The organism is Bradyrhizobium sp. (genome assembly GCF_030693485.1).
Classification (GTDB): Bacteria; Pseudomonadota; Alphaproteobacteria; order Rhizobiales; family Xanthobacteraceae; genus Bradyrhizobium.
The window spans coordinates 57,090-78,716 of the sequence record NZ_JAUYAN010000326.1; the positions used below are offsets into that span (position 1 = coordinate 57,090).

The following is a 21,627-nucleotide window of genomic DNA, read 5'->3' on the forward strand; positions in this document are numbered from 1 at the left end:
TGGGGCGGCTATATGCCCCTAACTAATTGAAAGACGAAGAATGACACCGGCAACACTGGTTTCGATGGTCAAGCAGTTGGCGCTCCTGGGCGCCACCGGCGCCGCCACCGATGACACCAAGGTCTACGGCTACCTCAACGTCGGTGTCCTGAAGGTCTACGAGAAGGTGTCGGCGAAATACCCGTGGGCGACCCAGACGACGCAGGAGGTGACAATCACGGCAGGCGAGGGAGAATTGGACCCTGAACCTCTTCATATCCTCCGGGTCCAGGATGCCAACAACGGCTACCTTAAGCTCGATCCGACCGATGTGGATGCCGTCGAAGACGAAGATCCAGGCCTCGAAGCGGAAGGTGCGCCGGATAAGTTCTGGCAGGAAGGCAAGCTCACCCTCAAATCCCATCCCGCCAACGACACCGTGCTTAAGGTGCGCTTTACACCGCTGCCGGATGACCTGGACGAAACCAGCACTGAAGACGACCTGTTTCTGCCGAAGGTCTTCCACGAGATTTATCTCTGGGAGACGCTGAAGTTCATGGCCTACGACGAGCGGGATAAGATCGTCGGAGCTGAACTGGCCTTCAATGAGAAGGAATACAACGACTTATACGACCTCATCTGGCGGCACTACGACGCCAAGGCGCCGCAGAAATCCAGACAGGTGAAAGCTTACATCGGTTGAGCGCGACACGACTCGGATTGTTTGATGGGCGTCTGTTGACGCTTTTCCCGCGCCGGCTCCAGAACACCGCGATCTCCCCGACTCTACTCCCCAAGGATGACTACGCGCGGGAGATCATCAACATCATTCCCAACACCAATAAGGCCGGCAGTGGGGCGAAGCGCTTCGGGGTGGGGGCGAAGGGGAGTGAGGTGGCGGGGACCACGATCAAGGATGGTCCGTTTGAGTTCCGGAAGAGTGACGGGACCATCCAGCTTCTGGTCTACTGCGCCAACGGTGCCCTGAAGGCCTTTGATGAGGATGCGGGGACCTACAGCGACGTGAAGACCGGGCTCACTACTACCGGCACCATCGGCAGCCTCCCATTCAACAATAAACTCATTTTCTGGAACGGAATCGATCGCTGCTTCAGCTGGGACGGTGCAACCGCCACAGACCTCGGCGAGTGGGTCGAGGATGTGCTCATGGCCAATCCCACCCAGGTGGACACCAACACCATCACGCTGGAGCCGGAACCCGGCCGTGCGGATTATGCGAACGGCACTCAAGTGCGCGTCACTTTCGAGACGGCGGGCGCGGTGACGGGAACGGTTGCCTCCACAAGCGGGACCACCACACTCACCATCAACGTTGGCGGCACTCCGTTCCCGAATCCAAACCAGACGATCACCAAGGTGGAGTATTTCGGGTACCCGCCTGCTTTCAGCTTCATGTTTGCTGAACACGACATGCTTTGGGGGCTCACCCCAGGCGAGCTGCGGGCACGGCGGTTCCGCGGGAACGACGGGATGAAGGTGTATTTTCAGGCCGCGCTCAACAACGAAAATTCATGGTTTGACTACGCCGGTGATGAGCCGACGCAAGATGTGCCCTTCATCAACCTGTCCAATAAAATCAAGAAGTTCGATGAACTGGTGGCGATCTCCTCCCTGGATGGCAACCTCTGTTTCCACGGACGAAGTCACCTCATCATCTACACCGGCAACAATCCCCTGGCGGCGGGGGAATTTGTGTGGGTGAAAACAATGCCGGTGGGGACGCTCCATCAAAAGCTCGTCCAGCCTTTCCCGGGCGATGTACTCTTCGTCACCCCCTACGGCGCGCGGTCGCTGCGCAAGGTATTTCAGACGGAGGCGGCGGAGGTGGTCGCTGATCTTGGATCAGATATCGACCCGACCATCCAGGCGAAGGTCGCCACGCTGCTGGCTGGGGATGATGAATACAAGAAGGCCCGCAGTTTCTATTACGACCGGGATGGGCTGTACGGGTTCAAGCTCGATGATGAAGGGTTGCTGATCTATCTGCTTTCCGAGGAGAGCAAGGGTTGGGTCACTTTCACCGGCCACTTTGCGGATGCCTCTGGGTTCTGCGGGACGACCGATGGGCGTCTTTTGCTCACCCGTGGAGCTCAACTGCATGCTTACGCCAACGGCACGGACGCCGATGCTGGCGAGGCCTTCAGCGACGATGACGAGGCAATCGCCTGCAGCTGGTGGATGCCGTGGTTACAGGCCGCCGGAGGACGTTGGGGTAACCGGATGTTTGAGATTCTGGTCGAGCAAACTGCAAGTGGGATCATCACCATCGAGCGATTCATCAACTACAACGAACGCAATGTCGTCACCACGCAGGTAGAAATCGAAGCCATGGGTGCGGAGTGGGACGAGAGCATGTTTGATGAACCGGAAGATCCATGGGATGGCGCTGTCACTAATCCTGTTGTCGAAGATAAGTTTTTGGCGGACAATTTTGCATGTCGTTTGAGCCACGCGGATACAGAGGGTCCACGTAGCATTCTAGGAATAAGACCAATAGGAAGGTAGGTTTTTGAAACGCTTAGTTCTTTTCTTTCTTGCACTTGCATCATTTTCTTATGCAGCAGCTTGTGATCGACCTGCGGGCGCTTATAGCCCCACCAATCACTCAGCCAACGTCACCAAGTACCAGACTGACAGCGCGAACCACGTGGCGATTTCGTCCGCGAAGGTCGATGGTGACTTCAACAAAGCCTTCCAGTGCGTCAACGATATCGAAGTCCGGACGCCGCCGAGTGTCATCGGCAACACCGGAGAATTCCTCACCAACAACGGCACATCGGCAACCTGGGCCTTCGTCACCGCAGCGGGCATCTCTAGCACCGCCGCCGACGCCGGGACCGTCCTCACCGCAGACGGGACGGGTGGCACTAGCTGGCTCGAAGCGGTCCCGGCCGGGACAATCCTGCCTTACGCAGGCTCTGTCGCGCCTTCTGGATTCCTTTTCGCCTATGGGCAATCGCTGGCCCGGGATGATTATCCGGCACTGTTCACGGCGATTGGTACGGCCTACGGCGCCGCTGACGGTAGCCACTTCAGCCTCCCGGATCTGCGCGGCCGGACCATCGCAGGCCTCGACAACATGGGCGGAGTGGCGGCGAGCCGGGTAAGCCTGACGACCGCTGGAATCTCCGGGACTATCCTCGGCGCCGCCGGCGGGGACCAGCGCACCCAGGCGCACACCCACACCGCCGCGGTGACCGATCCGGGACACTTCCATGAGGTGGACACCTTCGCCACCGCCACCGGCGCCGGCGCGGGTATCCCTCAGTCGGCAGCGTCTCCGGCCGGGACCGACTCGGTGACGAAATCCGCCACCACCGGCATCACGGTCAGCAATTCCACGGCCGGGCTTGGCTCGTCTGAAAACATGCAACCGACGATGATGCTCAACTGGATGATCCGGTACTGATGAAGCTCGTCCCGGTCACTCCCAAACAAACGGTCGCTCTGATGGGGCGGTGGTTTTACGAGGCGATGATTTGCCCGCAGGATCCATCCTTACTCGAAGCGAGTCTCCAAGGGGTGGAGAATTTTGTTATCGACTGCGAGGGCCTGGCGGTTGGCTGGCTTGGTCTCCGGGCTGCTGAACTCGACGCGGTCACGTTGGACTTGGCCGTGGCGAAAAGTTACCGCGGGAAATGGGCAACACGGGATCTTCTGCGGCAGGCCGCGCAAGTGCTGTTCAAGGATCGTGAGTTCGTCCTTCTTCACGCAAAGAAGCCAAGTGCAGTAAAATTGGCTTTGTCAGTCGGGGCAAACCCGCTTTATAGTAACGACATGGTTCGTGGTGGAGTCTTCGTTCTCAGTCGTGCAAGCTTCATGAAGGGGAGGCTTCATTGAGTGGGAAGTGTCTTCTCTCCAAAAACTCCTCCAGCCCCGCCACCGCCGCCTCCGGTTGAATACATCAACTGGAAGGATGAGGTAAGCCGCACCCAGGGCAACTACGTCACCGGTCCGGATGGTGTTCGCACGCTGGTCACCTCGCGCCTCCCTCTTACGCCCGAAGAGCAAGCCTACGAAGCGAAGCTCGATGATATTAAAAACAAGAGCTTGGGATGGATCGATAAGCTCTCCACCAACTACAACCGCTCGGATATTCCCTGGCTTGATAAGTACCTGACGGATTGGGAAGAGACCCAGCGCGCGGCCTCCACCGACAGCAACACGATCCGCACGGAGCAGGAAGAGCGCGCGTTGGGCCGTTATGGGCAAGCCGACAGCACCGCAGGGATCAAGGCCCGCTCCCAGCGCCGCACCGATTACCGTGAATCGCAGGATGCAATCTCTCGTGATCTCAGCTCGATCGAGCAGGGGGTCCGGCAGAATGAACTCACCAACGCCCAAAATCTCTACGGCATTGCCACCGGCCGTCAGGATATGCAGCTCTCCCAGCTCGCGGATTCTCTCGGCCGCGGTTCGCAGATGCAGATGGCGGACGCAAATCTCCAGCAAAACCGCAACCTCGCCATGTACAGCGGGGCACTTCAGCAACAGCAAATGAAGCAACAGGCGTCGCAGGCGGGGATGTCGAACATCGCAGGCCTCGCAACCCTCGCAACGCTGGCCGCCGGGCCGATGGGCTTTGGGCTCTACGGCGCCTCAGCCGCCGGCGCCGGTCTCCCCGCCGGTGCTCGAATGGTCGCCTCCGACCGCCGCCTGAAAACCGACATCAAGAAGGTCGGCAAAACCGATAGCGGTCTGAACATCTACCGGTACCGCTACAAGGGCACGCCGCTCCCCACCCTGGGCGTAATGGCGCAAGAGGTTGAAGTGTGGAATCCGTCTGCAGTCCACACTCTCCCCAACGGCATCAAACTCGTTGATTTGGCGAAGGTGGCCTAATGGCGAACGACAATCTCTCAATGGTCGATCCCAGCGCCATGCTGAAGCTATTCGGTGGCGGCGGTAAGTTGCCGTATTCGACTCTTGCCAGCCTCGCCGGCGCCCAGTCTCGGGAGGACGTGCAGGCCGACAGCCTCGCTGGGGTAGCAGGCAACATGGCAGGCGGGACGGTTCTTTCTGAAATCGCCAAGGGCGTGACAAGCGGTATCTCTGCCAGCAAGAAGGATACCGCGCAGCAGCGCCGTGACGCGATGAACGCCCATATGCAACAGCTGATGGAGTGGGAGGTGGGACAAGCCCAACACGAGGCGGAGCTGGAGGAACTGCTCCAGGCCGAGAGCTATGCCAAGGTCGGTCAGGGCCACCTTGTCAATGCCCTTACCGTCGCCGACGAGTTTGGCGACACGACGGAGCTAAACCGCTTTGTTCGCGCCAACCCAGCCATGCAACAGGTGATCGCGAAACAACTCCCTGAAGGCGCCACTTTCACCGGTATTAACATGCAACAAGGCGAGGGCGGGGTTAAGTACCTAGTCCCCGTGGGGCAGATGGCCGATGGCAGCACCGTCAACGGTAGCAAGCCGATCAACCTCGATTCCGTGCTTACCGCGTTCGCTCCCGACGTTATGGCGGTGAGGGCGGCGGCGCGGGGGGAACAGCTCAAGGCGACGGCGGAACTGAATAAAACTGTGGCTGAGACAGACAAGGCCTCGGCGGAAGCCGATAAAGCCCGGGGAGAGGGCGGTCGCACAGATTGGAAGGAATTCGAGACCACAAGCGGGACTTACGCCACCCGGATTGAAGACGGCCGCGATCAAATGGCAGCCCTCATTAACGGAGGTTACTCTCCGCCGGAAGCGGTGAAGCTGGAGTGGGTCAACAACCCCTACGCCTACTCCTTCCTGGGCGATCAGGATCGGCAATACCTCCAGTCGATCCGAAACACCATCAACGCCACACTCCGCCGAGAATCCGGGGCGGTCATCAACCCCGACGAATTCACCAACGCGCGCCAGCAATACATCGTCACCGCCGAAGATGATGAGAAGCTGGCAAACCAGAAATTCCAGAACATCTCGACCGTGTTTGAGGGCTTCAAGCAGGGAAGCAACGGCTTCTACGATACCCTTCGCAAGAAGATGACCGAGACGCCATCCGCCGTGGCGCCTGAACCGACCGCACCCGCCTTGGAAGAAAATCCCCAGGCCGTGCAGATTCGCGCTCAATTCAAGGCAGGTAAGATTTCGCGGGAGGATGCAAGGGCGCAGCTTCAGGCGCTGGGTGTCAAATAGGTGGACCCGCTCGACGCCTTCCTCGACTCCTCGCCACAAGCAGCGGTCCCGGTGGACTTTGATGCGTTTCTCGATGCAGAAGTGCCACAGGCGCCAGAGGGAAATGGTGCCGTCCAAACCTTCATCAAGAACGCCGCCCAAGGGGCGCTCGCGAACTTCGGAGACGAAATCGACGCCGGCATCACCGCCGCCAAGCGAACGGTGGTTGATGGCAAGGACTTCAAGACCGAGTACGGCAACAAGCTCGCATACAACCGCACTTCCGACCGCCGGGACGCTGCTCAAAATCCGAAGTCAGCAATTGCCGGTCAGGTCGCGGGCGGAATCGCGGGCGCCGTTGCAATGCCCGCCTCCCGGGCTGCTACAACCCTCGGCCGAGTTGCTCAAGCCACCACTGGCGGAGCCGCTTTCGGCGCGACATCGGGAGCTGGCGCGGCTGATGGCGATCTGGTGGACCGCGGCCTCGGCGCCGTCGAAGGTGGGGCGCTGGGGGCAGCCGGGGGGCTGGTGGGCGGCACGCTGGGGGAAGTGGCGCGCAAGGGCATCGCCGCCGTTAAGGGCGCGAAGACCGTCGTTAAATCGTCCGACGATCTGCTGCAGGAGTACGTCGCCGGTCGCGAAGCATTGAAGGCTGTCGATCTGCCAGCGGAGGCTGTGCAGAAAGAGTTGGTCGATAAGGCGATGAGCGCGCTGAAGTATGAAAACGCCTCCCGGTTCGGGCCGGAGGTGAAGGAAATGCTCTCCGAGCTGAGGATGTTCGGTAAGAACGGTGTCAACGCCAACTACCTCGAAGGTTTCCGGCAAGACCTCTCCCAACTCCCCTCGAAGTTTTCTGAACCGCTCCGGAAGGTGGTGGATGAGTTTTACCAGACCGCGGACCTCCCGGCCGAATTCCGCACCGCTTACGCGGTCAAGCGTCAAGGAGAGATCCTCGGGGACGCGCTGACGAAGGCCGGGGGCAGTCTCACCAAGCAGCGCAACGCCCTCAACAAATTCCTGACCTCCCAGAAGGGTCTTAGCGACCCCGTAAAGCAGGTTTTGAAGGAAGCCGGAAAATCCACCTCAAGCGAGCAACTCCTCAACCGTGCGGCCGGTGTAATGAACATGGCGGGCATCCTTGGCCTCGGGGTGCAAGGCAACCCTGTGGGCCTCGTTGCGTCAGCTGGCGCTGCAGGCCTCCGCGCCGGTGCCAACAAAATCGCCGATCAGGGGATTGAGACCGCGCTCGAAGCCGTCCAGTCGGGCGGGGCTAGTGTGCCGGCAGCGCCATCGGCACTCCCAAGCCTTGGCGCTAAGGCGGGATCGCGTACCCTGGTTGGCAAGGACATCGGAGAGGCCAAAGACAAGGCAGCTCCCAAGCCGATCCGCATCAACCTGACACCACAGAAGGTCGGCGGAACGGGTAACGGCCAAATCTCCGACAGCTTCGTGAAAAAGCTCACCATGGCAGAGAGCGGTGGTAACCCCCGCGCCCGGCCGATCGACCCGGTTACCGGCAAGGTGATGTCCAGCGCCTTCGGCCCGGGGCAGTTCATCATGAGCACCTGGCTGGGGCTGGTCGATCAGGAAAAGCCCGCTTGGGCTGAGGGTTTAAGCAAACGCGAAATCCTCGCCGCCCGCGCCGATCCCGAGAAGGCGAAGTGGGGAATTGAGACGTATGCGAAGAAAAATCAGGAGCAGCTGGAGAAAGCTGGTGTGAAGGTCGACGACGGCGCGTTGTACCTGGCTCACTTCCTCGACGCGCCGGTGGCGATCAAGCTCTTGAAGGCTGACCCCGAGACACCGGCCTACATGGTGACGGGGATGGCGCCTGTACGGGCCAATCCCAAGGCACTCAAGGGCAAGAAGGCAAAGCACGTCATCGAATGGGCTCAAAAGAAAGTTGCCTGAGCGATGAACTTGCGAGACGATTTGAACCAACGAAAGCTAAGTCAATGAAAACAAAACAACTCGCTCTGACAACAACCGCGCTCGCCGCGCTGTTTGGCCCGGCAAATGCCACTGATGATTCCTGGACCAAATATTACGGCTACACCAGCATAGGGACAGCTTACCGGCCGGTGACAGCTACTGACGTGGTGGCGCCGAGCACCACCACGGTGAGCGCCAGCTCCGCGGTCGCGTCAAGCGAAACCAGCGTTGCCCGTATGGTGTGCGATCAGGAAGCTCGTATGACACCCGTAGCCCTTGGGCAAACCGCAAACATCGTGAGCCCCTCTGGAATGGTGCTAAAAGCCAACGAGAAAGAGATGGTGGTGATGGATGCCAACACCGTGCCGGCCTTCAAAGGTGTGAGCCAAACAGCCCGCTGCAACGTGACCGAGATGAAGAAATAAACATGCCGATCGAGACGCTCGATGTCCTCACAGGGGAGCCGAAGTACCGCGAGGAGCGTCATCGTAAGAAAATCAATGAGATAATCGCTGATTTAAATAGCCAGCCGGCGGGTGGCACAGGCCTTCAGTTTGGAGGCCTCAATGCTTCGTCTGTGATCGGTAGCATGACCCAACTTGGAGGTCTTGATGCGTCCTCATGAGCTTAGTAGCCGTCCAGCTTTTAGAAAGAACTGACACTGCGGCTAACTTCACCGCGCAAAACCCTGTGCTCGGCCTGGGTGAGCAAGGGTTTGAGAGTGACACCCTCAAGAGCAAGCACGGGGATGGTGTAACCGCCTGGAACAGCTTGGACTACGATATTTCGGACGCCGATCTATCCAGCCTGGGCACGATGTCTACGCAGAACGCGAACGCGGTGAACATCGACGGCGGATCGGTTGATGGGACAGTTATCGGCGCAGCGTCGAAAGCCGAAGGCACATTCACGACCCTGACGTGCGACCACTTCGCTGAACTGATATCGGATAGGCGTGCCAAGGTAGGCATTAAACCGATGGAAGTAGGTCTCGCTGAGATCCTTCAGCTCAAGCCCTCGCAGTACCGCAAGAAGGGCGGGAAAAGACTTGAGCTAGGGCTGACTGCTCAAGACCTGCAGAAGGTCCTGCCGAACCTCGTGACGAAGAGAGGTGACGGAAATCTCGGCGTGCATTATCTTGACCTCATCGCCCTGCTTATCAAAGGGATGCAAGAGCAACAAAAGAAGATTGATACGCTAATTCGCCTCTTAGTCGCCCTTCTGATTACCACACTGCTTTTGTGCGCATCTTCAGCATTTGCAGGAACGATGCCCTCGGCAGAATTCTTTGGGACCGGCAAAGTCATCTCAGCGACTGGAGTAGGGCAGATTGCCAGTGTCACACACACCTACACGAAAGAGCTTTCGGCGACCAAGCTTTACGGCGACGGCTCGGCCCTGACCGGGATCACCTTCACACCTAACTGGTACGCGATCACGGGTATTCCGGCTCAAGTGCAAGCGGTCTCGAACGGCTTGCAGATTACCATGGCGGGGATCTCGGTCACCCAATTGAGCGTCACCACAAACGCCACAGCCGCCCAGTTTATTGGCGGTGGGGCCGGGCTTACGGGTGTCACCGCCGCCGCGATGAGCTGGTACGGCCTGACAGCCATACCTACCCAGGTCGCTGCGGTGTCGGACTCCGGCAATATTTCGATGGGGTTGGTGTCTTCAACGTTCCTTTATGCCAACCAACTCAGTGCCACCACCGCCAGCATCGGCACACTGGGCGTCGGCGCGGTTGCTGCCTCCGGCAACATCACCGGCTCGCCGCTTATCAGCACGTCCGCCGCTGGTGTCGTCTCGGGCAATTACGTCTATGGCCGGGTTATCTCTGGCACAAGCATGTTTACCGGCGGGCTGACAGCATCCGGCATCGTCACGGCAACATTCTTCGAGGGAGATGGCTCCCGCCTTACTGGTATTGCAGCCGGTGGAGCGCCTAGCTGGTACACCATCACAAGTATCCCGACCTACGTGCAAAACGTGTCAAATGCGGGCGCGTTGTTCTTAACCGGCCTTGGGGTGAATGGGACGCTTAGCGCAACAACAGTCTCAACGACCACCGCCTCCGCAACATTCTTGTATGGCGCGCAAATCTCCGGCTCCGCTGTGGGTGTTTACAACCTCCCCAGCTTTGAAAGCATTATCCTGGCTCCTGCGGGAGGGACGTTCAACAACTACAACATGACGTTTACCAGCGCGACCCAAGTAACCTCACTGATTCGCTTTGCCCCCACGGCTATGTCTCGCATTACGGGGATTATCAGTAACGGCGTTCAAGACGGGAAAGTTATCCGCATCCGCAATGGCACCACGGGTGCAGGTGCGGGCCGGGTGTTCTGGTTAGAACGTGAAAGCGGATTCTCCACCGCCGCCAACCGCATAAGCTATCCTGCTGGCAAGCTTCCTATTATCTTGATGCCGGGGGATGAGGTTGAATTGCGCTATAGCACCGCAAGCTCGCGTTGGGAGTATATGAGTTCAAATCGGGGTGGTATTTCTCCGCAAGCGATATTTGATGACTTTAACGAGTATTCTACGGGCTCATGTAACTTGTTTACTGGCGGCACAACAACCGGCGTGGCTTGCTCAAAAACCAGCTCGTCCGGCATTGCTGGCGCCGACCAGGGGGCAGGTAGCGGTGTTATTACAACTGGCACCTCTGCCAACTCGCGTGCTTACTCTGGCGGGTCAGGGTCGGGCGATTTCTTTCTTGGTGATGGGAATGCGCTCTGTGTTCTTCGTTGGGAAGTTGACCAGCTTTCTACCGCTGCTCAAACGTTGAAAACGTGGGGATGCTTTGGTGATTATAACAACAGCTCGATTCCAGTTGACTCAGTGGGGCCGGTGTATGACGCATCCGCTTCAACTGCGTGGAGATTTGCAGCTTTCTCCAACGGAAACTCAACATCTAACACCACGACTAAAACCGTAACCGCAGGGGAAGCTATTAAATTCCTTATGCACGTCAATGATGACGGTTCTCGCGCTGAACTGGCCTGGGCTATTAGCGATACTTGGACGATTGAAACCGCCATTACCTCCAACATCCCCACCGGGTCATCTCGCGCCTTGGGTATCCAAACCGGGATCACAAAGTACGCTGGCACAAACCACACTTCGGCGACGATTGATTATTCGGGCTGGCGCTATGATTCGGTGAATCGATGAGCAGACACCCTGAAGCTTGGCATCTGGATAAGAAAGTACCGATAAGCCTTCTGGCCGGTATGGCTTTTCAGGTCGTAGGCTTCGTCTGGTGGGCCTCTACTTACACGGCCACGAACGACGCCATGAACGCCAGGCAGAATGATGATATCCGGGACCTAAAGATATCCGCGGCGTCACTCACCGACATGAAGGCGGATCTGGCCGTTGTTAAGTCCAACGTAGCCGATATCAAAGCCAAGTTGGACAAACAGCGCTGAAACTCGTCCTGAACCGCCTCTGTGTCCAAGGAAACGCCGTTATAGGCACTTTGGCTGTGCCGGGCTTGCCGTACTTCCTCTGGACCCTGGAAGACCTGTGGAAGGGCAACCAGCGGCGCGTGAGTTGCATCCCGCAAGGGGAATACCAAGCGGGGCCGCACTCCGGCCCGCGGTTCAAAGATGTTTGGGAGCTGAAGGCAGTCCAAGGCCGCTCAGCCATCCTTATTCACGCCGGCAACACCGAAGATGACACCGAAGGCTGTATCCTCGTTGGCACCGGGGTGAGCAAAGGTAAGCTGTTGAATTCTCGTGAGGCGGTTGACCATTTACGTCGACTAATCGGCAATAGCGAATTCTCAGTGACCATTCGTGAGCGCGGCATGCTGTCGGGAGAAAATCTTTGACAAGATTCCTGGGCCGGCTCACGCTTTACTCAATGAAAGGGTAAAGAGTTGATCGCTACCATCGTAAATCTATTCAAAAACCACCTCGGCAAGGTGCTGCTCGTATTCGTCTTGGGGGGCGCGAGTGCTGTCTTGGGTCTGATTCCCGGCACTGAAAACGTCAGCAATGTTGCGGGCGATCAAATCAACGCCATTAAAGCCGAGATCGGCACTGCGGTAAGCCCTACCGTCCAGTAATGCCAACATGGCTCGCCGCTGCCATTGCCGCGATCTGGAAAGCCCTGGAGCCCTATGTGGCTCCTTTGGTCGCTCTATTGGTTGGAGCGGAGCTGCAAAAAGGCCAAAGCGCGCAAGACACCCTCAAGGGGGTCATGGATGCGTCTGAATCTGCCGCTGCTGCTCGTGGCTGGTCTCATGCTGATCGGGTGCGGTTCCTCACCGAGCAAGGGATGCATCGCGTATCTAAGCCACGCCAAGGGGACAAATGACGGGGATACCGAAAAGACGATAGACGACTTCGCGGAGCTGCACTGCGCCATGATGGGCGCGTGCGGCTGGGGGAGTTGTAAAAAGAAGTGAAGCTCAAGGTCTTCCTCATCCTCGCCGCCGTTCTAGCCTTCGGGATGATGTTTCTCGCGACCTTCACAACCATCCTGGCCTGGCTGCTTGGCGCCGTGGCCGTCGTGGGCTTCGTCTGCGGCCTGATTGCGCTCGCGACGGGCTCCTGGTCACTTCCTGCCTACAAACCCACTGTGCGGGTGGGAGCGATCGTTACGGCATCCGCGCTCGGCCTGTATCTCCTCTGGTAACAAAAAACCCTCCCCGAAGGGAGGGCGCTGAATAATCAGCAAGTCTGCCCGGTGGGGGCCTCGTTAGTAGGCGATGGAATCGTCCATCTCCTGCTCTGATTTTTCGCGCGGCGTGGGCCTTTCCACGTCCGGCGTATGTTCTTGAACGGCGTGAGCCTGCTCGAAGGTGTAATCGGCCGCGTGGCCGGCGTAGCTCGCCGCGGTGAAGATGGCCCGGTTATCGTCTCCGAGGATCTTCAGCCAGTGGTCGATGTAGGACGATGAGCGGAAGGTCGCCGGAATGCCCAGGCGGGCACACACGAACGCCGCTCCCAATTCCGCGACCAGCTCTTCAAACGAATAGGCCTTGTCGCCGAAACGCTTTCCGAACTGGCGATCGAGCCGCTTCTTGTTGCCCGTCCAGTGGGTCGTTTCATGAAACATCGTCCCCCAATAGTCGGGCTCGGATTTGAACTGACCGAAGGGAGGCATCACGATTTCATCGCGCTGCGGATAGTAAGCCGCGCGATTGCCGCCGTGCTGGACTTTCACGCCGATGTCCTTGATGAGCTGGAGGGCGCTGTCGTGGGCAATGTCCTCGTCGACCGGGGGAGGTGCCTCCAGATACTGAGGGGGCACGTTGTCGAGCTGGGCGAGGTTGAAGACCGGGTAAGCCCGCATGATTGAGCTTTTCTTGGTCTCGCCGGTCGTCTCGTCCTCCTTGGAGGTCCGTTTGACGAAAACGACCTGGCAGGCCTTTTCGCCCTTCCTAACGCTGGCGCCGATCTGGTTTGCCTGCTGGAAAGTCGCCCACCCGTGGGTGGGGTAGCCCTTGTCCATAGCCTCCATGTAGAGGATGAGGACGTTGATGCCACTGTAAGGGCGCCCTGAAGTAGCGTTGGCGGGCATTGTGGAAAGGCCTTTTGATCCGTCTTTCCACGGCTTTGCCCACGGCGCGACTCCCTGCTTTAATTCGGTTATGATTTTCTCTGTGACTGACTTGTAGAGGTCTGAGGCCTTCATTCGGCTCTCCATGAGTCAGGCAGACGTTTCCAGGCAGAGAAACTCTGCCAGGGTGAAACGTTTTAAGATTTTGCCTGAGGGTTGAACGGTAACACGAGAGAGTCGAATGGTCAGAGGGATTTTGCTTCCGCTCGAATGGTGCCTCTACGCCATTGGCTCTCTCGTGCTGTTTCTAAAGTGGATGATCTGGGAAAAGTCACCACAGGCATGGAGATGGATTAGGGGGCAGCAGAAGGCGCCTCCGACTCACGGCAATGCTGGTTTTGCCGGAATGAAGGAGATGAAGGCCGATGGGCATTTAACCCCCGGCGGCTTCCTGATCGGCGTCAAAGAGAAAAAGCGCGTCTTCACTCTTCCAGAAGCTTGCGTGCACTTCTTCGGCAAGCGAGGCGAAGGTAAGAGCCAAACCTTTGCGGCGAACCTCAACTACATCTGCGAGTTGGAAAAGAAGCCGGATATTCTCATTGGAGATCCAGCCGGCGAACACTTGGGCATCTTCGGACCTAAGATGAAGGCGGCCGGTTTCGACCTGCTTATTCTCGATCTGGATAACCCTGCGAGCAACGCGGGTTACAACGCGCTTTCTCCGCTAGCCAACTCCACACAGTTCAGCATCGGGTCGGATGTGGAGGCGATCACCAGCCTCGCAATGCCCGAGATCGATGAGCACGCCAGCTCCCAACACTTCATCGACGCGGCTCATGGTGTCCTAGCAGCGTTGATTGACTGGGAATATCAACAGAAGGTGGCAAAGGCGGAATTCCACGAAGCCATTCGCCTTCTGACGACGGCTGATGAACCCGAGCGTGATAAAGTCCTGGCCCTGATCCAGACGAACGGCTCAGACACGGCTAAGGCCGGCATCAATGTGTATCTCCGGGTGAAGGAGAGAGAAAAAGGCAGCTTCAACTCCACCATCGGCCGGAAGCTGCGCATTTTTAATGACCCCTCCATCAAAGCGATTATGAAGCCGAACGGGAGCCCTTGGACATGGGAGGATGTATTCAATAACCCAAAACCGGTTGGCGTGTTTGTGATCGGAGGGGCTGGGGACGAAAAAGTCTCTGGCGCATTCAACCGGCTGGTCATTGGCCAGTGCATCGACGCCGTGAAGCGGTACTACAGCGCCCAAGGCCGCAAACGCCTGCAGAAAGGCCTAAGGGTGTTCGTTGATGAAGCGGATACGCTCGGGTACTGCAAGCCGATGCTGCACGCGGTGACTCAGCTCCGGAAGCATGGTGTCAACGTCTTCATGTGCTGGCAGTCTATCGGACAGATCGTCACCAACTTTGGCGGCGAGAGAAAGGCCCAGCCCATGATCGACGGTTGTGACTGGATCATCACCGGAGGTCTAAAGGACGAAAAGCTTTATGGGACGGTTTCGAGGCTTCTGGGAGACTTCACGGGCATGTCCAAGTCTGAAAGTCTCGCCGACCATGGAAAGAGCGAGGGGAAGCATGAGACCGCCCGCCCGCTCATGAAGATCGACGAGCTAAAGAGCATGCGGAAGAACCGGGTTGTCGTTCTGGCGGACCGTTTGAATCTCTTACACGATCTGCCGTATGAGAGTGACGAGAAAACCCGGACGGTGAAGTACCTTTAGAACGGCCCAGGGTCTTCGCCTTCGTCCTCTCCCGCTTGAAGCTCGGCGATCCTGTCGTGAGCACCGACAATCTCAAGGGCGTCGATGTACTGCGCCTTTGAGATCTGGCCGGTCTCATAAAGGTCTTCAAGGATGAGGAAGGGATCTTCCTTGGCTTCTCCAGTGGCCTCGTCGCGATCGGCGATATTGTCCATGTAGCTGCGCGCGGAGTGCTCGAGGACCTTCTCAGCGTCCTCGCGGGTGGCGCTCTGGCCCCACCTGGAGACCATCATATCGAGTTCGGCCTTAGTGGAAGCCTGCTTGGTCTCGGCTTCGGCTTTGGCATTCTCCCAGCGAGTGACCTGCGCCTGGGTGGACTGCTGAAGACGCTCGCAGCGGTCAAGCTCAGCCTCACATCCTGCTTTGGTGCTGAGGGCTTGCTCGGCATAGGTCCGGGTTTTGGACTTCCATTCAAGCGGCCCCAGCTTGAAGCCGATACCCCTGAGCTTGCCGTTGTCCTTTTGAAAAACGGCAAGGCGCTCCTGGGCGACGTAGAGCTGCTTATCGGCCTGGTCTTTGGCCGACCATGCGTCAAAGGCCTGCCCCTCGGCGACCTTAAACTCACGTTCGGCGGCGAGGACGGACTTCTCGGCGGTATCAAATTTCGCCTGCAGGTGCCGCAGCTCCTTCAGCTCGTTGTGAAAATAGGAGGCCGCTATAACGCTCTCACGGACAGGAAGCTTCGCCATGGTGTCCTCGTCGGAAAGGTCGTCAGGGTAAGGTTCGGCCTCCTGGGCATCAACGGGCATTGGAGGGCATTCCGGGGCGGCCTCGGGGACCAGTTCGAGGGGCCGCTCGGTATGGTCTGTAAGGACTTGCTGACCCTGTTTCGGGTCCTTCTGGCTTACCTCGAAGCCGCGGGGTTTGCCGGCCTCGTCCAGCCCGCGCTCAAGATTGCTGCGGCGGTCTATCCTGAAATCGTACTCGTGGGCCTCCAGGACGGCGTTGCATTCGTCCTCCCAGACCTGACGGAGCCATGTCGTGGGATTGCCTTTAACCGGGCTGTGCTCGCGCCTGAAAGAGCCTGATCGGCCGAAGTGACCGACCGGCTCCCCGTTTTCGTCGGTGTCGATCAGAATGACATGGGCGTGAGGATTATGCTCATGGTCGTTGTGCCGGTAGGCCGTCGCTCTCGTCTGGCCGTTGAACGTCGCGGCCATGAGGAAATTGTTCAACGCCTCACGCTGATGCTCATCGCTCATGCGCGCATCGAAGCTGATGATGAATGTTTCTGCGATACGTCCGTTGGCCCTCGTCACACTCGCGGAATGCTTGTTCATTTGCGAGTAAAGCTCGCCTCTCTCAGTGGAGAGATTAACCGCGAGCACGTCGCAGGCTTTGTTTGAATTGGAGATGTAACTGGCAATCGAGGAGAGATGGAAACGACCGCTCTTGCCGCGCGTCTTGTTTCCCGCGCGACTTAGGTAGGAATGCTCGAAGCGATAAAAGCCTGATGCGCTAGCCATTGGTGCGATTCTACATCACCGGAGGTGTGCTGAACGGGTGGACTTTTGAAAAAAGTCTAACTGCACAGTCCCTGATGAGCTTTGCAACGCTTCACTGCATTTCCGCAACACATGCTATCGGGCATTCAAGCTCAAGCGCAGCGCATTACAGGGCTCGGGTTGGGCTACGCAGTCTCGGGGTGATTTGTAAGCGGAAGGATGTCTGATGTTCGTGCGACCCACAGCTCACCATCATCTGGCGGTACCGGTATGAACAACAGCTTCATGGGGATGAGAGGTTCAATGCGCTTCGGCAAACTCATGGGCATGTCGCCAGCCAGAGTAAATGATGAGCCGTCCGCAAGGTAAATTTGTGAGTCGTCGGCGGGGATCATCAGAGGCTTTGAGTCGGGAATGAACTCGGTCAACTCCTCCTGCACCTGGGGTAGGTCAAAACGCAAACCGCCGGGTAGGGAGGTATCCGGTTTCAACGGCTTGATGCTTTCCGCAGTATCGTGGAATTTCACCTGAGCGATGTGGTCGACGCGCTCCAATAAGTCCTCGGAGCGGGGGTGAGGGGTGATCTCACTCTGCCAGGTGAAGTAAAGGCGGCCGTCGTCGGGGGGTATTTTCGAGGGCGGGAGCATGGACGCCCCCGGTTGAGTGGGGGCCATATAGACGTTGATGACCTGATTGCCCTCGTATGCCCCTTGCTGGGGCTTGGGGGGCGCGGATACAGTTTCAGGTAGCTGAGGCTTTGGGGAGGGGCTGTATCCCTTGAAAAGGGACTTCGCCGCGCCGATCACAACGGCGACGGTTAGGTGGGTCGCAGTTAAGGCGGCCCATTCGATCAGGCGGATGAGATAGCCAAATAAGCGCATGTATGACGATTACGCCACAAAGGTTTTAAGGACTTCCGGGTTCGAGCCGAAAGCCTACCAAGCAAGCAGTTTAAATACCATCGTGATGACCCTTCCTTTTGCGGAAGCGCACATGCTGATGATGGAGAGGCGGGAAGCGGATATGCCCCGTTTGGGGGAGAACCTGTCCGTTCAAGAGCAGGCCAAAGCCTGCTTCCTCGACCTGATCCATACGGATGTCGAGCTGCACATGTTTACGATCCCCTTCATTATCCAGAAAAGGTACCTGCAAGACCTGCAAGGTTGGAGGGACTGGCGGACGTGGGAGCAATACCTTCTGAGTGTCGAGCTTCAGCCGATCATCGTCTTCAAGAATCGGTCGCTGGAGATCGAGGACAGTCGGGGAAGGCCCGAGACTTACTACCTCGCGGACATGCGGGTTCTTTTCAAAAGGGCGGGGCCGTTTCAATGGAAGGGTTAACCCTCTTCATAAGCATACTGGCTTTTATCGTGATCGCGGCGTTCATCTCTGCGAGACAGCGAGATGCCAAGATCGATAAAGAACCACCGTTTTTCGATCGGTTCATCGTGAGGTACGGGACTGACAAAGGTTACGCGTCTTCCATGAGAATCTCCAACGAGTGGAAGCGGCAGTTCGGCAAAGAGGGGGAAGCGACGAAATGGAGGGATGCGGTTGCTTTGGCGATCGACCTCGCTGACTGCTCAATCTATGGTGTAAAAGATAACCAGGTCGATCACATTGCGACATTTTTTGGTGGTCGCGTGGAATGGCATACATCTTGGCGTCCCACGCGGTCCGAGAAAGTGAACCCCAAGGGTGGGAGGGACAGAGTCTAACATGACCCCTGTACGTCCCAAAGCTCCCCCATCCGCAATCGTGCTTGGCGTTGTCACGCTGGCCTTTCTGCTGAATTACGCGCTGGTTTATCTTGGCGCCCGGCCACTGATTTACTGTGGGCTCCGAGAACCGCTGTGGGCGATGTTTCAGCCCCTGCAAATCTGGATCGTTCTCATCGGAATGGTCGCCTTCGCCTGGGGAGTTGTGACAAAACGACTCAGCATATGGGGTGTGAGTCTCTTTCTTATTTTCGGCGCTTATATACTTCCAGAGTGGTCACGCATTCTCTTCTCGCTCGGCAAAGACTGCGGAGCATGAGATGGTGTTTCGCGAGGAGCTATGGCAAATGCGACAAGGGATCTGCGAGGCCTACAAGATCGAGCCGTATATGACCTATACGGAAGAGCAGCTTGCCATGTTTATCGGCAAAGACCCCTCCACGCCGAAACGATGGAGGATGGCTGGCAAGATATTCCCGGTGGTTGAACCCGGCGGAAAGGGCATCCGCTACTTCGGCTTTCAGATAGCCGATATTATCATGGGAAGGCCCATTCCATGGGACGTTACGTCAAAAGAGATTTCCGGCTCGGGCAATACCACCTCGCCCAGCGAGACGGCTCCCCGGCCTGGTATCGGTGCTGGCGAGAAGGTAACGCCCCAAGGCGCGTTAGCCTCGGCACGACGGACTTTGAAGACGCCAAGCAAAAGCTAACGGACTGGTTCGTCCTTCAAACCAAGCCTGAAGCTCCAACGGCTGAGGTTACGATCGCGGAAGTGATTGCCCGCTATTGGAATGAGCGCGGGCAATTCACCTCTCATCCGTCCACGACCAACACCCACTGTAATTACTGGCTCAACTTCTTCGGCGAGAAGTCCGTGGCGGAAGCAACGGCCTTTGCCGAACAGGAGCGGTTTAAAACCTTTTTGCAGGATGAGCAGGGGGCCGGTCCCCAAACGGTCAACAACATCCTCTCCACGGGCCGGGCGGCCGTCCGCGCGGCGTGGAAGAAGGGGGAGATCCCTTCGGCGCCTCCGCTGTCACTCCTTCCAGTGGGGGACCAGGACCCCATGGGACGCCCCGTGAGTTTGGAGGAAGGCCATAGGCTGCTCTCCGAACTCCGCGACCACGTGTGGCTCTTAAACGTCCTGCTGATCGGCACGCTGGCCCGGCCAAGCGCCATCATGCAAATGGACTGGTCGCAAATGGATTTCGAGGCGGACCTGATCTACCTGAACAAGCCGGGCCGGAAACAGAACAAGAAGCGGCGGCCGGTCGTTAAAATGCCTCCCTTCCTCAAGGCCATCCTCCTGCCGCTTCGCGGGGAGGGGCCGGTCGTCAGCTTCAAGGGGGAGGCGGTCAAGTCTGTCAGGACGGCATGGAGGCAAGCGCGCAAGCGGGCGAAGCTCCATATCCCCACTGCGGAGGGGGCAGTCACCCTCTACTCATGGCGCCACACCCTTGGCCGCTGGTTGAGGGCGAGGGGCGTTAAGAAGTGGGAGGTGCAAGGCCAGCTCGGGCACGGCGGAGGTGTTACTGAGCGATACGCGGAGTTTGATCCGGAGTTTCAGAAAGAGGCCGTGGCCGCCATCGAGGCGTTCTGGCGTGCCATGTACCCGGAGCGAGCCAGTTCCGAGCCAGCGATTTGGGAGATGTCCGGTAACTATTTGATTTCGTGGTGCCGGTTGAGAGGATTGAACTCCCGACCTTCGGTTTACAAATCCGAGTGTCCAGCTTTTCGAATGCTAGGTTTCACGAAAAAATCAGTGCAATTCAAACTGATCTCCCTATCTGTGTATCACCCCCCGGCACCTTGAATCAGCGGTCCGGGTATCAACCGGGTATCAACGGGGAATCCCTACTTGAACGGCAACATCATTCCGCTTCGGGCGGCCAGACACCGTCGCGCTCCGGCCGCCAAGATATCGTTGACCGAGCAGCGGGTCACCGATTTCAAGTCTCGCGGGGTTACTTTTTACGCTAACGACGCGCGAACTCCCTGCCTCTCGGTTCGCGTGACCAAAGCAGGCTCGAAGAGTTACGTATTCACAAAGAAGCGTAACGGCAAGTTGCTACGTTTCACGCTCGGCAAGACAAGTAGCCTCACGCTGGATGGTGCCCGGAAGGCGGCGGCCGCTTATCAGGGCGACTTCGCCCGCGGCGTGGACGTGGGAGCGCAGCGAAAGCAAGATAAGGCCGCCGCCAAGCTGAAGGCGACAACGTTAGCGGACGCGTACGAGCGCTTTTTAATACTTAAGGATAGGCGCCCATCGACCCGGCAGGACTATGCGGCGCTTTGGCGTCTACATGTGCCCAATAGCCTGAAGCGGAAACCAGTGAACGAGGTATCCCAGGAAGACATCGAGAAGCTCAAGACAGAAATCGGCAGGCGACAACGGCGAACGGCTAACAAGGTGATCGTTCTCATCTCGGCCATCATGGCGAAATCCGGTCGTTGGGCGGACAATCCAGGCAGGGATGTAGAGCGGTTCGAAGAACGTGTACGGACGCGGAGGCTGGCGCCTGAGGAGCTGACCCGGTTGTGGGAAGCTCTCGAAGCGGAGAATGGTTCTCTTTGGTCTGACTTCTTCCGAATTCTCGTCGAAACCGGTGCGCGACGTGCGGCCCTGTGTGCGATGCGTTGGCAAGATTTAGACCTAACGGCGGCGGTGTGGACGGTGCCGGCGATCTGGTCAAAGAATAAACGTGAACTGGCCGTTCCGCTTACTTCACAGGCGGTCAAGGTACTCCAGCATCGCTTCAGTGCAGGAGCGGCCCCCTCTACTTGGGTCTGGCACTCCGAAAAGTCGGAGACCGGTCACGTTGTAAATCCGGAGAAACCGTGGCGTAATTTTTTGAAGGCGGCGAGGATTACCGAGCACTGCTCCCTTCACGACGTTAGACGAACGCTCGGATCCCATCTGGCTAGGTCCGGAGCAGCCTTACCCATCATTAGCAAGGCTTTGGGTCATGTATCGGCCCAATCGGCTCGGGCATACATTCATCTCGATGTGGAACCCGCACGCACCGCGATCGAGAAGGCGTTGGGTACGATGCGCAATGTCCCGTAAGCCCCGAAGGCCGTTTTCCACAGCTGTCGAGCAGGATTCTAATCCGAGCCCTGGATCG

24 protein-coding genes are annotated in these 21,627 nt (G+C 58.0%); 21 read left to right on the forward strand and 3 right to left on the reverse strand.

Annotated features, from left to right (window positions below):
* Positions 1-40 precede the first annotated feature (40 nt).
* From Q8N40_RS24005 to Q8N40_RS24075, 15 genes are all read left to right on the forward strand, one after another.
* Positions 41-682 carry a hypothetical protein gene (locus Q8N40_RS24005; protein WP_305713569.1) on the forward strand — a complete coding sequence of 214 codons (642 nt, stop codon included), beginning with the start codon at positions 41-43 and terminating at the stop codon, positions 680-682.
* A 35-nt stretch (positions 683-717) separates the two neighbouring features.
* Positions 718-2,505, forward strand: coding sequence for a hypothetical protein (locus Q8N40_RS24010; protein ID WP_305713570.1), 1,788 nt, complete (start codon positions 718-720; stop codon positions 2,503-2,505).
* Positions 2,506-2,509: 4 nt separating this feature from the next.
* On the forward strand, positions 2,510-3,409 hold the full coding sequence (locus tag Q8N40_RS24015; RefSeq protein ID WP_305713571.1) for a phage tail protein: 900 nt from the start codon (positions 2,510-2,512) through the stop codon (positions 3,407-3,409).
* Positions 3,409-3,840 carry a GNAT family N-acetyltransferase gene (locus Q8N40_RS24020; RefSeq protein ID WP_305713572.1) on the forward strand — a complete coding sequence of 144 codons (432 nt, stop codon included), beginning with the start codon at positions 3,409-3,411 and terminating at the stop codon, positions 3,838-3,840. Before Q8N40_RS24015 ends, Q8N40_RS24020 begins: the two co-directional genes overlap by 1 nt.
* A complete protein-coding gene (locus Q8N40_RS24025) occupies positions 3,841-4,842 on the forward strand; it encodes a tail fiber domain-containing protein (protein WP_305713573.1) in 1,002 nt (333 codons plus the stop codon).
* Positions 4,842-6,134 carry a hypothetical protein gene (locus Q8N40_RS24030; RefSeq protein ID WP_305713574.1) on the forward strand — a complete coding sequence of 431 codons (1,293 nt, stop codon included), beginning with the start codon at positions 4,842-4,844 and terminating at the stop codon, positions 6,132-6,134. Before Q8N40_RS24025 ends, Q8N40_RS24030 begins: the two co-directional genes overlap by 1 nt.
* Positions 6,135-8,024: a hypothetical protein gene (locus tag Q8N40_RS24035; RefSeq protein WP_305713575.1), complete on the forward strand. Its 1,890-nt coding sequence runs from the start codon at positions 6,135-6,137 to the stop codon at positions 8,022-8,024. It begins immediately after the preceding gene.
* Positions 8,025-8,068: 44 nt separating this feature from the next.
* Entirely contained in the window at positions 8,069-8,470 is a 402-nt protein-coding gene (locus Q8N40_RS24040; protein ID WP_305713576.1) for a hypothetical protein, read from the forward strand.
* A 2-nt stretch (positions 8,471-8,472) separates the two neighbouring features.
* A complete protein-coding gene (locus Q8N40_RS24045; protein ID WP_305713577.1) occupies positions 8,473-8,670 on the forward strand; it encodes a hypothetical protein in 198 nt (65 codons plus the stop codon).
* Positions 8,667-11,222 carry a tail fiber domain-containing protein gene (locus tag Q8N40_RS24050; protein WP_305713578.1) on the forward strand — a complete coding sequence of 852 codons (2,556 nt, stop codon included), beginning with the start codon at positions 8,667-8,669 and terminating at the stop codon, positions 11,220-11,222. The genes Q8N40_RS24045 and Q8N40_RS24050 overlap by 4 nt, the downstream gene beginning before the upstream one ends.
* Complete coding sequence (locus Q8N40_RS24055; protein WP_305713579.1) at positions 11,219-11,479, forward strand: hypothetical protein; 261 nt, start codon at positions 11,219-11,221, stop codon at positions 11,477-11,479. The genes Q8N40_RS24050 and Q8N40_RS24055 overlap by 4 nt, the downstream gene beginning before the upstream one ends.
* Positions 11,480-11,487: 8 nt before the next feature.
* Entirely contained in the window at positions 11,488-11,883 is a 396-nt protein-coding gene (locus Q8N40_RS24060; RefSeq protein ID WP_305713594.1) for a DUF5675 family protein, read from the forward strand.
* A gap of 48 nt (positions 11,884-11,931) precedes the next feature.
* A complete protein-coding gene (locus tag Q8N40_RS24065; RefSeq protein WP_305713580.1) occupies positions 11,932-12,120 on the forward strand; it encodes a hypothetical protein in 189 nt (62 codons plus the stop codon).
* Between the two features lie 138 nt (positions 12,121-12,258).
* Positions 12,259-12,462 (forward strand): hypothetical protein, encoded by a 204-nt coding sequence (locus tag Q8N40_RS24070; protein WP_305713581.1) that lies wholly within the window; start codon positions 12,259-12,261, stop codon positions 12,460-12,462.
* Complete coding sequence (locus Q8N40_RS24075) at positions 12,459-12,692, forward strand: hypothetical protein (protein ID WP_305713582.1); 234 nt, start codon at positions 12,459-12,461, stop codon at positions 12,690-12,692. The genes Q8N40_RS24070 and Q8N40_RS24075 overlap by 4 nt, the downstream gene beginning before the upstream one ends.
* 63 nt (positions 12,693-12,755) lie before the next feature.
* Here Q8N40_RS24075 and Q8N40_RS24080 read toward each other — a convergent pair whose 3' ends face one another.
* Positions 12,756-13,694: an ArdC family protein gene (locus tag Q8N40_RS24080; protein ID WP_305713583.1), complete on the reverse strand. Its 939-nt coding sequence runs from the start codon at positions 13,692-13,694 to the stop codon at positions 12,756-12,758.
* Between the two features lie 106 nt (positions 13,695-13,800).
* Here Q8N40_RS24080 and Q8N40_RS24085 point away from each other — a divergent pair, with 106 nt between their 5' ends.
* Complete coding sequence (locus Q8N40_RS24085; RefSeq protein WP_305713584.1) at positions 13,801-15,297, forward strand: type IV secretory system conjugative DNA transfer family protein; 1,497 nt, start codon at positions 13,801-13,803, stop codon at positions 15,295-15,297.
* Here Q8N40_RS24085 and Q8N40_RS24090 read toward each other — a convergent pair.
* Both Q8N40_RS24090 and Q8N40_RS24095 read right to left on the reverse strand, forming a co-directional pair.
* The gene (locus tag Q8N40_RS24090) at positions 15,294-16,802 is read right to left on the reverse strand and encodes a MobA/MobL family protein (RefSeq protein ID WP_305713585.1); all 1,509 of its coding nucleotides are present in this window, start codon (positions 16,800-16,802) and stop codon (positions 15,294-15,296) included. The genes Q8N40_RS24085 and Q8N40_RS24090 overlap by 4 nt on opposite strands.
* A 164-nt stretch (positions 16,803-16,966) precedes the next feature.
* Positions 16,967-17,662, reverse strand: a complete 696-nt coding sequence (locus tag Q8N40_RS24095) for a hypothetical protein (protein WP_305713586.1) — start codon at positions 17,660-17,662, stop codon at positions 16,967-16,969.
* On the opposite strand from Q8N40_RS24095, the gene Q8N40_RS24100 reads away from it, so the two are divergent.
* The 5 genes from Q8N40_RS24100 (at position 17,661) to Q8N40_RS24120 (ending at position 21,569) form a co-directional block, all read left to right on the forward strand.
* Positions 17,661-18,122, forward strand: coding sequence for a hypothetical protein (locus Q8N40_RS24100; RefSeq protein WP_305713587.1), 462 nt, complete (start codon positions 17,661-17,663; stop codon positions 18,120-18,122). The genes Q8N40_RS24095 and Q8N40_RS24100 overlap by 2 nt on opposite strands.
* 378 nt (positions 18,123-18,500) lie before the next feature.
* Positions 18,501-18,818 (forward strand): hypothetical protein, encoded by a 318-nt coding sequence (locus tag Q8N40_RS24105; RefSeq protein WP_305713588.1) that lies wholly within the window; start codon positions 18,501-18,503, stop codon positions 18,816-18,818.
* Between the two features lies 1 nt (position 18,819).
* Positions 18,820-19,212 carry a hypothetical protein gene (locus Q8N40_RS24110; RefSeq protein ID WP_305713589.1) on the forward strand — a complete coding sequence of 131 codons (393 nt, stop codon included), beginning with the start codon at positions 18,820-18,822 and terminating at the stop codon, positions 19,210-19,212.
* Between the two features lie 62 nt (positions 19,213-19,274).
* On the forward strand, positions 19,275-20,315 hold the full coding sequence (locus Q8N40_RS24115; RefSeq protein WP_305713590.1) for a hypothetical protein: 1,041 nt from the start codon (positions 19,275-19,277) through the stop codon (positions 20,313-20,315).
* A 45-nt stretch (positions 20,316-20,360) separates the two neighbouring features.
* Positions 20,361-21,569, forward strand: coding sequence for a site-specific integrase (locus Q8N40_RS24120; protein WP_305713591.1), 1,209 nt, complete (start codon positions 20,361-20,363; stop codon positions 21,567-21,569).
* Positions 21,570-21,627 lie beyond the last annotated feature (58 nt).